The 13,132-nt window shown below is 71.1% G+C and carries 9 protein-coding genes and 1 pseudogene; 3 read left to right on the forward strand and 7 right to left on the reverse strand.

Going from position 1 to position 13,132, the window contains the following annotated elements; translation table 11 throughout:
• Window positions 1-81 precede the first annotated feature (81 nt).
• Window positions 82-399 (forward strand): ankyrin repeat domain-containing protein, encoded by a 318-nt coding sequence (locus O7622_RS16380; protein ID WP_282309037.1) that lies wholly within the window; start codon window positions 82-84, stop codon window positions 397-399.
• 185 nt (window positions 400-584) lie between these two features.
• Entirely contained in the window at window positions 585-1,151 is a 567-nt protein-coding gene (locus tag O7622_RS16385; RefSeq protein ID WP_114919827.1) for an NUDIX hydrolase, read from the forward strand.
• A 3-nt stretch (window positions 1,152-1,154) separates the two neighbouring features.
• Here the strand turns inward: O7622_RS16385 and O7622_RS16390 are convergent.
• A pseudogene (locus tag O7622_RS16390) lies at window positions 1,155-2,566 on the reverse strand (helix-turn-helix domain-containing protein).
• Between the two features lie 148 nt (window positions 2,567-2,714).
• On the opposite strand from O7622_RS16390, the gene O7622_RS16395 reads away from it, so the two are divergent.
• On the forward strand, window positions 2,715-3,053 hold the full coding sequence (locus O7622_RS16395; RefSeq protein WP_114919829.1) for a hypothetical protein: 339 nt from the start codon (window positions 2,715-2,717) through the stop codon (window positions 3,051-3,053).
• A gap of 429 nt (window positions 3,054-3,482) precedes the next feature.
• Here the strand turns inward: O7622_RS16395 and O7622_RS16400 are convergent, their stop codons facing one another.
• From O7622_RS16400 to O7622_RS16425, 6 genes are all read right to left on the reverse strand, one after another.
• A complete protein-coding gene (locus O7622_RS16400) occupies window positions 3,483-4,712 on the reverse strand; it encodes an MFS transporter (protein ID WP_282309038.1) in 1,230 nt (409 codons plus the stop codon).
• A gap of 143 nt (window positions 4,713-4,855) precedes the next feature.
• Window positions 4,856-6,073 carry a molybdopterin molybdotransferase MoeA gene (locus O7622_RS16405; RefSeq protein ID WP_282309039.1) on the reverse strand — a complete coding sequence of 406 codons (1,218 nt, stop codon included), beginning with the start codon at window positions 6,071-6,073 and terminating at the stop codon, window positions 4,856-4,858.
• Window positions 6,070-6,840: a respiratory nitrate reductase subunit gamma gene (gene narI, locus O7622_RS16410; protein ID WP_282309040.1), complete on the reverse strand. Its 771-nt coding sequence runs from the start codon at window positions 6,838-6,840 to the stop codon at window positions 6,070-6,072. The genes O7622_RS16405 and narI overlap by 4 nt, the downstream gene beginning before the upstream one ends.
• The gene (gene narJ / locus O7622_RS16415; protein ID WP_282309041.1) at window positions 6,837-7,460 is read right to left on the reverse strand and encodes a nitrate reductase molybdenum cofactor assembly chaperone; all 624 of its coding nucleotides are present in this window, start codon (window positions 7,458-7,460) and stop codon (window positions 6,837-6,839) included. The genes narI and narJ overlap by 4 nt, the downstream gene beginning before the upstream one ends.
• Entirely contained in the window at window positions 7,457-9,154 is a 1,698-nt protein-coding gene (gene narH / locus O7622_RS16420; protein ID WP_282309043.1) for a nitrate reductase subunit beta, read from the reverse strand. Before narH ends, narJ begins: the two co-directional genes overlap by 4 nt.
• Window positions 9,154-12,819 (reverse strand): nitrate reductase subunit alpha, encoded by a 3,666-nt coding sequence (locus tag O7622_RS16425; protein WP_282309044.1) that lies wholly within the window; start codon window positions 12,817-12,819, stop codon window positions 9,154-9,156. The genes narH and O7622_RS16425 overlap by 1 nt, the downstream gene beginning before the upstream one ends.
• Window positions 12,820-13,132: the final 313 nt, after the last annotated feature.

Here is a 13,132-nt window from a genome sequence, read left to right on the forward strand (position 1 = left end):
GCCGCCGGTCATGCGAGCGCCCGTCTATGTTCCGCTTCAACGTCTGAGCACCAGCGCAGCGCGGGTGCCTAGGATTTGCGGGTGACCCCGACTCATCACGCCGTTGAGATGGAAGACCTGCCCCGGCTGCGGCAGCTCTTGGACGATGGAGCCGACGTCGAGGACCCGGACGAGCACGGCATGACTCTGCTGCATCATGCCGTGGATGTAGAGGGTGATGGTGCCCTCCAGAGAGGTGGGCCTCTCCACGTGGAGGTGACTGTCCTGCTGCTGATCCGAGGTGCGAGGCTCGACGTCATCGATCGGGAAGGCCGCACGCCCTTGGACTACGCCCGAGCTAATGGACATTGGCTGGCCATCGAGCTGTTCGAGGCATGGCGGCGTCGACAGCAGCCGTGACAGCAACGGGCCTGGATGGACCCGGCCGGGGTCGGTGTAACACGGACGGTCGATCGAGGCGACGGTCCGGGACGCCGCCGGATGACGCGCCCGGAACTACAAGCGAGGGGTCGAACGCCGGGGTGGTGCGACCAGCAGATGCCGCCTGTCGCGCAGGTGATGGGGTCGGCGCGGATACTGGCGAGGTGGTGGAGAAGCAGGCGACGGAGTTGACCCGGTGGACCATCCACGGCGAGCGGGTCGTGGACGACACCCGGCGGGCGCGGCTGAGTATCGCCGAGGTGGAGTTGCCGGACGGGGTTCGCTTCGAGCAGTACGTGATCCGGGCTCCCCGGTCGGCCATGGTCGCCGTACTCGACGACCGGGAGCGCTTGCTGTTGATGCGGCGGCACCGCTTCGTGTTCGACCGGTGGGTGTGGGAGTTGCCCGGCGGCTATGTCGATGACGAGGAGCACCCGGCGCAGTGCGCGGTGCGGGAGGTCGAGGAGGAGACCGGCTGGCGGCCCCAAGCGGTGGAGCCGTTGCTGTCCTTCCAACCGTGGGTCGGCACTGCCGACGCCGAGAATCTGCTCTTCCTCGCCCGGCAGGCCGAGCACATCGGCACACCCGTGGACGTCAACGAGGCTGAGCAGGTCGCCTGGATTCCGCTCGACGAGGCGTACGGGCTGGTGTCCCGGGGTGAGATCGTTGGTGCCGGCACGGTGATTGCAGTGCTGGAGCTGGTCGCGCGCAAGGCCCGCGGGGAGCTGTAGGGGTCAGCGTCGGGGGCCGAGGGTGGCGTCGATGCGGCCGCTGAAGTGCCGGACGGCGGGTAGTCGCCGGTGTGGAGCGAGTTGGGATTGCAGGTCGCGCAGGTAGCGGACGGCTCTGGCGGACCGTAGCTGGCTGGTCAGGGTCAGGGCTTCTGCGCCGATGGCGCAGGCCCGGTCGGGTTGTCCCTGGTGGGCGTGGACGCTGGCGAGTAGGGCGAGGTTGAAGGCTCGGCCGCGTACGTAGCGGTTGTCCATGCGCAGGGATCGGGCGGCGAAGCGTTCGGCGTGGGTGGTGCGGCCGAGGGCGTGGAAGCAGTGTCCGAACTTGGCTGACAGGTACGCCTCGTCGAAGTAGCTGAGCCATTGCGGGTCGGTCTGCGGTCGGCGCGGTCGAGGGCTTGTTCGGCCTGATGCAGGGCGGTGGCGCAGGCTCGTTCGTCGTTAGCTTTGGCCAGGGCGTGGGCTTCCATGACGTGGGCTTCGGCGGTCAGGACGGGGATTCCGGCGCGGCGGGCGGTTCGGCCGGCGGCGCGGGCGAGGTCGAGGCCGGTGGCGGTATGGCCGAGGTAGGTGGCCTGGTGGCTCATCGCCGCGAGGATCTCCGCGCCGAGGCCATCGTCTCCGGCGGCGTGGGCGAAGTCCAGGGCGAGGGTGAGGTACCGCTGGGCGATGCCGTGTTCGGCGGTGTCGTATGCCTGCCATCCGGCGAGCTGGGCCAGTTCGGCGGCGGCGCTGAGCAGCCGTTGACCGGTGGGGTGGTTGTACCGGCCGTCGGTGAGCAGCGGGGTCACCTCCTGGTGGAGGTAGCGGGCGACGGTGTCGCGGGCGTGCCCGCCGCCGTACTGGTTGTCCAACTGGCGGTAGGTCGCGGTCATGGCGCGGATGGTGTCAATCTCGGGTTGACCCACGGTGTTGCGTCCGCGTTGGGTGACCGGGGCCGGGTCGGGGGCGGTGAGCCAGCGCAGCGCCGGCAGAGTGTAGCCGGCGGAGCTGAAAGCCATCTGCCGGAATACGTCTCGACGGTTCACGTCACCTCGCCAAAGCTCTGCGGCACTGCGTACGTCGTCTTGCCAGGTCCGCTTGGCCGGCGGCTCGCAGGGGATGCGTTGTTCAGGAGCGGCCGGCGGCGCGGCCTGCCGGGGTGCCAGGCCCATCGTGATCCGCGCCTGGTCGGGCATCCGGCAGCCGTCGGCGATCCGCTCCAGCACATCGATCGAGGTGACCTTGCGTCCGGCCATGATCCGGCTGACGTAGCCCTGTTCCAGCCCCACAGCGGCCCCGATCCGGCTCTGACTCGCCCCGGTGAGACGGGTGATCCAGCGGAACAGCCTGCCGATGTCGCGGGCTGCCAGGACGGTCAGCACCTCGCCATGCGACCACGCATCCTCCGGTATCCGCAGCGGATCGAGCAGCACGGCAGCTCCCAGCGTCGCGTTCCGACTACTCAAGGTGTTCCGGCCGACAGCCTATGGCGACTCGTTCCCGCTGGTCGAGCCGTCCCATGTCACTGTGACATGACCGCTGGCCATGGAACGGGCCCCCGTCGGACGCGATCGTCGGCGCATGTCCTTCGATGTCGAGAACCCGCCCGTGGAGCCGCCCGCCGGGTGTCAGCACCGTCTGCTGTGGCGACTGGCCCGCGCACTGTGGGAGGCCCACCGACCCGACAGCGCCGGCTTCTGCGTGGCCACCGGCTGCTGGCACACCAACCAACGCGACCCCTGTCGGCTGGCCCAACTCGCCCAGGAGGGGATGCGAACCGCCTGCGGCGAAGCCACCCCGGCCTCGCCGCCCTGGATCGTCGTCACCCGAGAACGCCTGGCGGCCGGGGACATCGACCCCGTGGATGCCGTCGCCGAAGCCCTCTGGCACCACCGCCACACCCGCAGGCCGGGGCGGTGACCGATGGGAGTCATCTACACCTCGACAGCCTTCCGTGAGTACGCCAGGGCGCAGGTGGCCCACGCGGACATCCTGTTGACCAAGCACTCCGAATCGGCCCTGAGCCTGTGCCGCTGTGGTCGACTCCATCCCTGCGACGACCGCCAACACTGGCTACGGATGCGTGCCCACTTCGGGCGGTTCCTCGTCGACGGGCGGTACAGCAACGAAGTACAGCAACCCCACCCACCGAACCCGCCCACGAACGGCCCCAACACGCCGGATGACCTCGCATGACACCCGGTCCGACCGGCTCGCCGACAGTTCACACCGAAGAGGTCACTGGTTCGATCCCAGTATCGCCCACCGTGAGTATCTGGCGTCTTTCCCGGTCGCGTTGAATTCCGCAGGTTGCGCCGGTTGCCGACCGGCGCCGCTCCGGCCGTCCGGTCAGTCGGCCCGGCGGGCGAGTCCGCTCATCTTGACGGCGGTGAACACGGCGGCGGCGAGCGCCACGTCCGACAGCAGCATCAGGCCGATGGCGTAGGAACCCTGCACGCCGTACACCCACCCCATGACCAGGGGCGGCACGAAGCCCCCGAGGCCGCCGGCCGCGCCGACCAGCCCGGTGACCGCGCCGACCTGTTCGGCGGGGGCGACCTTGCCGACGAGGGCGAAGACGGCTCCGCTGGCCGCGCCGAGGAGGATCGCCATGCCGAGCAGGGCGATCGTGGCCACCGGCATCAGCCGCGGCTCGAATGCCTGCACGACAGCCAGGGCGGCCACCCCGGAGAAGCACCAGACCAGGACCGGGACGGGGTGCAGGCGGTCGGACAGCCAGCCGCCGACCGGCCGGGCGGCCACGGCGAGGACCACGAAACCGGCCGTGCGTAGAGCCCCGTCGGCCGGGCTGAGGTCGTAGGTGGTGCGCAGGTAGGCCGGCATGTAGACGCTGAAGGCCACGAATCCGCCGAAGCCGACCGCGTACAGGAAGCACAGCTGCCAGGTGACGGTGAGTCGTCCCACCCCGGCCAGCCGCCGCCAGGCCGAGCCGGTGGGCCGGATGCGACCCGGCGCGTCCCGCAGCAGCACGAACGCCAGGACGGCGTAGGCGGCCAGGATCACGGCGACGAGGAGGAACGGTGCATTGTCGCCGTAGGCGTCGGCGAGCCGGACGGTGGTGAAGTTGGCGATGGCCGTGCCGCCCATGCCGATGCCGAACACTCCGATGGCGAAGCCGCGCCGGGCCGGCGGGTACCAGCCGGAGACGTGCGGTACGCCGACGGCGAACGCGGTGCCGCCGATGCCGAGGAAGAAGCCGGTGACGATCAGGGCGGCGTACGAGGAGACCACTGTCAGCGTCAGCACCGGAATGATGGTGGCGGCGGTGACCAGCGGGAACACCAGCCGGGCACCGTACCGGTCGGTGAGCGCGCCGACCGGGATGCGGCCGAGAGAACCCACCACCACCGGAACGGCGACGAGCAGCGACTGGGCGGCGAAGCTCAGCCCGAGGCGTTCCTTGATGCCGGGCCCGAGCGGCCCGAGCAGCGCCCACGCCCAGAAGTTGACCAGGAAGCCGAGCGTGGAGACAGCGAGCTGGAGCGGGGCGGTCGCACCGCCGGTGGCGGGCGGCCCCGGCCGGGTCGTCGCCGGTGGCGTTCCTCGGTTCACGGTCATCGGATTCTCCGTCGTGGTTCGTCAGCCGGGTATCTGCGGTCCGAGAAGGGGAGTGGTGAGATCCGCTTATCGACACTGAGCCTGACGTAGCGCAACCGAGCGGATCAGGGGCGGAAGTCCCGGACGCGGGGCGTCCTGAGGTGTCACGACGGCAGCCGAAGCAGCCCGACCCGCTCGTCGCCGCACCATCCGGGCGGTACCACAGCGAAGCCGTCCGCCACGGCCGCACCACCCAGAAAGCCGGGCTGGTCACCCTGGACCAGCCGTACGGCACCGGCGGACCACCGCACCGGAAGAATCCGGGTACGCCGATGGTCCGGCGCCAGCGTGTCACGCAACGGCACCGGCTCGGCGTCGGGCAGCGACGCGCCGGTGAGCCCGGCGAGCAGCGGCTCGACCAGGGTGAGCGCGCCGACGAGCGCGGCGTACGGATTGCCGGGCAGCCCGACCAGCCACCTCGGCCCGAGCTGCGTGAGCACCTGCGGATGCCCGGGCCGGCAGGCGACGCCGTCGACGTGGACGGTGGCCGAAAGCCGCTCCAGCGTCCGGTGCAGCCCGTCGGCCGGACCGACGGACGAGGCGCCGCAGACGACTGTCACATCGGCCTCGCCGATACTGTCGGCGACAGCGGCGGCGAACCAGTCGGGTTCGTCGCCGACCAGGCGGGAATCCAGCATCTCGGCGCCCCAGGACGCCAGCAACGGATGCAGCATGGGACCGATGGCGTCGCGGACCCGCCCCCAGCCGGGCCGGCCGGACGTCACCAGTTCGTTGCCGCTCACGATCACCCGGAGCCGGGGTCGCGGATGGACGGTGAGCCGGTCCAGGCCGACGGCGGCGGCCAGTCCCACGACCGGCGGCGTGACCCTCGCGCCGGCCGGTACGAGGACCTGCTCCGGCCGGGCGTACTCGCCCCGACGACGGACGTGCCGGCGCTCGTCGGGCGGGGCCGAGACGGTGTCACCCCGGCGGTCGGCTGCCTCGTACGGCACCACCCGGTCGGTCCCGCGAGGCACCGGGGCGCCGGTGGCGATCTCCACAGCCGTCCCGTCCGTCAGCGAGGCGGGGAGGCGGGTGCAACCGGCGAGCACCCGGTCGACAACCTGCCAGGGGCCGGGTCCGTGGACCGCGTACCCGTCCATGGCGGCGTTGTCGAAACCGGGCAGCGGCACCGCCGCCCGCACCGGCGCCGCCAGGATCCGCCCCACCGCCGAGTCGAGCGGGACCGCCCGCGCGGCGGCCGGGGACGCGAGGTCGTGGGCGAGCCGGCGGGCCAGTGCCCAGTCGACCGCCTCGCCGCGACGCTCGGCGGACCCGCAGAGGTCGACGGCGCGGCTGACCACACCGCTGGCCGGATTCACCGGTCCGCCCGGTCCCGGTCACGGCGGGGCATGCGGGGCGGGCCGTCCCAGCCCGGCCGGGTGGGACGGAGCCCGGGGCGGCGGCGCTCGTCACGGCTGCGGTAGACCACGTACGGGCGGGTGACGTAGCCGAGCGGGGCGCTGAAGGCGTGCACGAGGCGGGTGAACGGCCAGAACGCGAACAACCCGAACGCGGCCAGCACGTGGATCTGGAAGCCCACCGGCACGTCCGCCATCACGTCGGGGTCGGGGCGGAGGTAGAACAGGGAGCGGAACCACGGCGAGACCGTCTCGCGGTAGTCGTATCCGTCGCCGGTCACGTTGGCGCGGACGGTGGCGAGCAGGCCGAGGACGATGACGCCGGCCAGCACCACGTACATCGCCTTGTCGTTGCGTGTGGTGGCGGCGAAGACCGGCCCGGTGAGGCGTCGCCGGGCGATGAGGATGCCCAGCCCGATCAGGGTGCAGAAACCGGCCACGGTACCGACGAAGACCGCCATCAGGTGGTAGGCGTGCTCGGTGACGCCCACCGCCTCGGTCCACGACTTCGGGATCACCAGACCGCCGACGTGACCGATCAGCACCATGAGGACGCCGAAGTGGAACAGCGGACTGCCCCAGCGCAGGATCGCGCTCTCGTAGAGCTGCGACGAGCGGGTGGTCCAGCCGAACTTGTCGTAGCGGTACCGCCAGAGGAGCCCACCCACCAGGACCGCCAGGCTCAGGTACGGGTAGACCACCCACAGCAGCACGTTCGTCGCGTTCACCGGCGGCCTCCCGTGGTCGTGTCGACGAGTCCGAACGCTTCCAGTCCGACCTGCTCGGCCGGCGGACCGCTCCGGGCCAGCCGCGCCGCGGCGGCCAGGTCCTCCGGACGGGCGGGCGGGAGCATCTCCCGGACGGCGACCGCGGCGTGCCGGTAGGTGGACCTCTCCCGGCCCAGCGCCTCGGCCAGCAGGTCCAGACCCACCCGGTGGTCCCGCAGCAGGGCCCAGCCGCCGTCGTCGTGGGCGGCCAGGTCGAGCACCGCGGGCAGGAAGTCGGGCAGCTCGCCGTCGACGAGTTCCAGCCCGGCGGCCCGGTACGCGGCGGCGAAGCCGACCAGCGCCTCGCCCCGGCGCCGGGTGTCCCCGGCCGTGTAGTACGTCAGGTGCAGGCAGCAGCGGCGGCGGAAGTCGAACACCTGCACGTACTCGGCGCGCAACTCCACCGGGACGCGCTCCTCGCGGTGTGCGACCACCTCCCGCAGCGGCCCGGCCACCGGTCCCGGCAGCTCGTCCAGGGCGGCCCGGACGGTCGGCAGCGCGGCGAGCACCTCGTCGTCCGGATAACGCAGCAGCAGGGACGCGGCGCGGGCGGCCACCGCCCGCCAGGTCGGTTGGTTCACGGCTGGCCTCCTTCGGCCGATCCGGGCTGGGAACGGCGGGGTGGGAAGAGGCCCTTCGGGGTGCCCTTGCCGTCCCAGTTGAGCAGGTTCACCCGGCGCGGCTCGTCGCCCGGGTCGACGAAGCCGTCCGCCGTCTGCCGGTCACGTAGCATGTGGAACGTCTCGACCTGCACCGGTACCGGGATCCCCGAGGACTCGCCGAAGGGGCCCTGCCCGTACGGGCCGCCGCCGCCCATGCCGGGGCCGCCCTCGTAGTCGAGGCTGCACTCGGTGGCGATCGTCTCCAGCCGGTGCGCGTCCTCCGCGTGGGCGGCCGGGATGACGTAGCGCTGCTCGTACTTGGCGATGGCCAGCAGCCGGTACATGTCGTCCATCGCGGCGCCGGTCATCCCGACTGCGGCGGCGATCGACTCGTCGGCCGGCTCGCCCAGGTTGATCCGACGCTGATAGGCGCGCATCGCGGCGAGCCGGTTCAGCACCGCGCGCACCGGTGCCGGATCACCGGCGGTGAACAGTTCGGCGAGGTATTCCACCGGGATGCGCAGCGCGTCGATGGCGCCGAAGAGATTGCCGGCGGCCTCGCCGTCGTGCCCGGTGTCCCGGAGAACGTCGACCACCGGCGACAACGGCGGGATGTACCAGACCATCGGCATGGTCCGGTACTCCGGATGCAGCGGAAGCGCGACCTCGTACCTCATGATCAGGTCCCACACCGGCGAGCGCTGCGCGGCCTCGATCCAGTCGTCCGGGATGTCCGCCGCGCGGGCCGCCGCGACCACCCCCGGGTCGTGCGGATCGAGGAAGACCGACCGCTGTGCGTCGTACAGGTCGTGCTCGGCTTCCGCAGCGGCGGCCTCGGTGACGCGGTCGGCGTCGTAGAGCATCAACCCGAGGTAGCGCAGCCGGCCCACACAGGTCTCGGAGCAGATGGTGGGCTGACCGATCTCGATGCGCGGGAAGCAGAACGTGCACTTCTCCGCCTTGCCGGTGCGGTGGTTGAAGTAGATCTTCTTGTACGGGCAGCCGGTCACGCACATCCGCCAGCCCCGGCAGCGGTCCTGGTCGACCAGCACGATGCCGTCCTCGGCCCGCTTGTAGATCGCACCGGACGGGCAGGAGGCCGCGCACGACGGGTTGAGGCAGTGCTCGCAGATCCGGGGCAGGAAGAACATGAAGGTCTTCTCGTACTCCTGGCGGACCTGGTCGGAGACCTTGGCGAGCACCGGGTCGCCGGCGGCGATCTCGTTGCCGCCGGCGAGGGAGTCGTCCCAGTTGGCACTCCAGGTGATCTTCGTGTCCTGCCCGGTGAGCAGCGACTTGGGGCGCGCGACCGGGGTGTCCTCGCCGGCGGGTGCGTTGATCAGGTGCTCGTAGTCGTAGGTCCAGGGCTCGTAGTAGTCCTGCATGGCCGGCAGCTTCGGGTTCGCGAAGATGCTGAACAGCTTCTTCACCCGCCCGCCGGAGCGGGGCTTGAGCCGCCCGGAGCGGGTACGGACCCAGCCGCCCTGCCAGCGGTCCTGGTCCTCGTAGGTGCGGGGGTAGCCCTGCCCCGGGCGGGTCTCGACGTTGTTGAACCAGACGTACTCGACGCCGGATCGGTTGGTCCACGCCTGCTTGCAGGTGACCGAGCAGGTGTGGCAGCCGATGCACTTGTCGAGGTTCATCACCATGGCCATCTGTGCCATGACCCGCATCAGTACTGCACCTCCTGGGAACGGCGGCGGATCACGGTGACCTCGTCGCGCTGGTTGCCTGTGGGCCCGAGGTAGTTGAAGGCGAAGGTGAGCTGCGCGTACCCGCCGATCAGGTGTGTGGGTTTGACCAGCAGCCGGGTCAGCGAGTTGTGGATGCCGCCGCGCCGGCCGTTGACCTCGGCCTTCGGTACGTCGATCACCCGTTCCTGGGCGTGGTACATGTAGACGGTGCCCTCGGGCATCTTGTGCGTCACCACCGCCCGGCAGACCACCACGCCGTTACGGTTGACCGCCTCGATCCACTCGTTGTCCCGGACCCCGATCTTCGCCGCGTCGGCCTCGCTCATCCACATCGTCGGCCCGCCCCGGGACAACGTCAGCATGATCAGGTTGTCCTGGTACTCCGAATGGATCGACCACTTCGAGTGCGGGGTCAGGTAGCGGACGGTGATCTCCAGTTCGCCGTTGACGCCGAGCCTGGGCTCGCCGAACAGCTTGTGCATGTCCAGTGGCGGGCGGAAGATCGGCAGCGCCTCCCCGGCCTCGTGCATCCAGTCGTGATCGAGGAAGAAGTGCTGGCGGCCGGTGAGGGTGTGCCACGGCTTGAGCCGTTCGGTGTTGATGGTGAACGGCGAGTACCGCCGGCCGCCGTGCTCGCTGCCCGACCACTCCGGGCTGGTGATCACCGGCACCGGGCGGGACTGGGTGTCGGCGAAGGTGATCCGCTTGCCTTCGTGCTCGGCGGCCAGGTCGGCCAGGCGTACCCCGGTGCGCCTCTCCACATCCTGGAAGCCGGCGGTGGCGACCCGGCCGTTCGTGGTGCCGGAGAGCGCGAGGATCGCCTCACACGCGTGCACGTCGGTGGCCAGGGAGGGCCGCCCGTCCGCCACGCCGCCGCGTACCGCCCCGTTGCGGTGGCGCAGGTACTCCACCTCGGGACGTACGTCGACCGCCACGCCCTTGCCGCTGGTGCCGAGGGAGTCCATCAGCGGTCCGAGCGCGGCCATCTTCTCCGCGACGGCGCCGTAGTCGCGCTCGACGACCACCAGTTTCGGCATGGTCCGGCCGGGCACCGGAGTCTCGCCGGTGGCCGCCCAGTCGACCACCCGCCCGTGCGGTGTGGCCATCGCGTCCGGGGTGTCGTGCAGCAGGGGCGCCGCGACCAGATCCTTCCGGACGCCGAGATGCCTGCCCGCGAGGGCCGAGAACTCCTTCGCGATGCCGTGGAACGCCTGGAAGTCGGTGCGGGTCTGCCACGGCGGGTTGATCGCCGGGGTGAACGCGTGCACGAACGGATGCATGTCCGTGCTGCTCAGGTCGTGCTTCTCGTACCACGTCGCGGCCGGCAGCACGATGTCGGAGAAGAGAGTGGTGGAGGTCATCCGGAAGTCCAGGCTCAGCAGGAGGTCCAGCTTGCCCTCGGGGGCCTCGTCCCGCCAGGTCACGTCCTTCGGCCGCAGGTCCTCCGGGGCCTCGGCGGCCCGCAGGTTGGCGTCGGTGCCGAGCAGGTGGCGCAGGAAGTACTCGTTGCCCTTCGCCGACGAGCCGAGCAGGTTGGCCCGCCACACGGTGAGCACCCGGGGCCAGTTCTGTGGCGCGTCCGGGTCGGTGCACGCGAAGCGTACGGCGCCCGCGCCGACCTGTTCCGCCACCCAGCCGGCCGGATCGTCCGGCCGGGCGGCGAGCGCGTCCTCGGCCAGGCCCAGCGGATTGCGGTCGAAGGTCGGCATCGACGGCATCCACCCCGAGCGAGCCGACTGGGCGAGCAGGTCCATGGTGTGTCTGCCGGCGAAGGCGCCGCTGCCGGTGGGGGAGGCGACCACGTCCGCCGAGTACGTGTCGTAGCGCCACTGATCGGTGTGGACGTACCAGAAAGCGGTGCCGATCATCTGACGCGGCGGACGCACCCAGTCGAGGCCGAACGCCAGCTGCTGCCAGCCGGTCACCGGCCGGCACTTCTCCTGCCCGACGTAGTGCGCCCACCCTCCGCCGTTGACCCCCTGGCATCCCGTCAGCGTGACGAGCGCGAGAATCGCCCGGTAGGTGGCGTCGGAGTGGAACCAGTGGTTCGTCCCGGCACCGAGCAGGATCATCGACCGGCCGCCGGAGCGTTCGGCGTTGTCGGCGAACTCGCGGGCCACCCGGGCGACCTGGGCCGCCGGAACCCCGGTGATCGGCTCCTGCCACGCCGGCGTGTACGGCACCTCGACGTCGTCGTAGCCGGACGGCCAGCGTCCGGGCAGGTCGTCCCGGCTCACCCCGTACTGGGCCAGCAGCAGGTCGAAGACGCTGGTCACGAGCCGACCGCCGACGGTGCGCGTCGGCACTCCACGGCGCAGCACCTGTGGCGTGTCGGTGTCGAACCGGGGCAGTTCCACCTCGACCGCGTCGCCCGCGCCGAGGCACGTCAGGGCCGGCTCCAGGCCGCCGAGGTCCAGGTTCCACCGGCCCTGCTGCTCGCCCCACCGGTGCCCGAGACTGCCCTCCGGTACGGCGGGGGCGTCGGCAACCGAGTCCCAGAGCACGGTCTTGAAGGCCGCCTCCCGGCCGGACTCGCCCAGATCCTCCGCGGTCAGGAACTTGCCGGGCCGGTACGCTCCGTCCGCGCCCGGCTCGAGCGTCACCAGGAACGGCAGGTCGGTGAAGCGGCGGACGTAGTCGACGAAGCGCGGGGTGCGCCGGTCGACGAAGAACTCCTTGAGGACCACGTGTCCCATCGCCATGGCGAGCGCGCCGTCGGTGCCGGGCTGGGCCGGCATCCATTCGTCGGCGAACTTCACGTTGTCGGCGAAGTCAGGGCTGACCACGACGACCTTCTGACCGCGGTAACGCGCCTCGGCCATCCAGTGCGCGTCCGGGGTACGGGTCACCGGGACGTTGGAACCCCACATGACGAAGTAGGAGGCGTCCCACCAGTCCCCGGACTCCGGCACGTCGGTCTGGTCCCCGAAGACCTGCGGCGAGGCCACCGGCAGGTCGGCGTACCAGTCGTAGAAGGACAGCATCGAGCCGCCGAGCAGGGACAGGAACCGGGCACCCACGGCGTGCGACACCATCGACATGGCGGGAATGGGGGAGAAGCCGGCGACCCGGTCCGGGCCGTACTCCTTGATCGTGTGCACATGCGCGGCGGCGATCATCTCCTGGGCCTCGTCCCAGGTGATCCGGATCAGCCCGCCCTTGCCGCGCGCCCGCTGGTAACCGCGGCGCCGCTGCGGATCCGCCTGGATGTCCGCCCAGGCCGCCACCGGGTCGCCCAGTCGCCGCTTGGCCTCCCGGTACATCTCCACCAGCACACCCCGTGCGTACGGGTAGCGGACCCGGGTGGGGGAGTAGGTGTACCACGAGAAGGCGGCCCCCCGCGGGCAACCGCGCGGCTCGTACTCCGGCCGGTCCGGTCCGACGCTGGGGTAGTCGGTCTGCTGCTGCTCCCAGGTGATGATGCCGTCACGGACGTACACCTTCCAGGAGCAGGATCCGGTGCAGTTGACGCCGTGGGTGGAGCGGACCACCTTGTCGTAGGACCATCGGTCCCGGTAGAAGGCGTCCGCCTCCCGGCCGCCGATCTGATGCAGAGTGCGGCCGTCGGCGGACACCTCCGCCCGGCGTACCAGACCGCCCACCGCCAGCAGCGCCCGGCCGGCGCCCTCGGTCGCTCGCGACATCCCGCCTCATTCCCTTCGCTGGGGAGCTGTGGTGCTCCCCCGCGCCTGGTCGCGATCGAGCGCAACCGCAACCGCAACCGAGGAGCGTCGCGGTCATCGTGCCGGTGCGCTACTCGCCGAACCCGGGCCGAAAGTCCCGAGGTCAGGCTTATCCCCGGGTCTTGGTCGCTCGACGAGGCGGATCCGGTGGTGCGGGGTGCCGGGTGTGAGGTTGCCTGGTCGCGTGGCCGCGTCCGGCGTAACCGTCGGGATGAGGCGATCCCCGGCCGGGATCTCCAGCGCGATCGCCGCGGCTGGGAAGGAGGTTCACCTC

Source organism: Micromonospora sp. WMMD1076 (assembly GCF_029581475.1).
GTDB lineage: Bacteria > Actinomycetota > Actinomycetes > Mycobacteriales > Micromonosporaceae > Micromonospora > Micromonospora aurantiaca.

What these genes read in the sequence shown, in the direction of transcription:
- O7622_RS16425 (WP_282309044.1), bottom strand. Translation starts at nt 12,819, where the DNA reads ATGTCGCGAGCGACCGAGGGCGCCGGCCGGGCGCTGCTGGCGGTGGGC.
- narH (WP_282309043.1), bottom strand. Translation starts at nt 9,154, where the DNA reads ATGCGGGTCATGGCACAGATGGCCATGGTGATGAACCTCGACAAGTGC.
- O7622_RS16400 (WP_282309038.1), bottom strand. Translation starts at nt 4,712, where the DNA reads ATGACCGTGAACCGAGGAACGCCACCGGCGACGACCCGGCCGGGGCCG.
- O7622_RS16395 (WP_114919829.1), top strand. Translation starts at nt 2,715, where the DNA reads ATGTCCTTCGATGTCGAGAACCCGCCCGTGGAGCCGCCCGCCGGGTGT.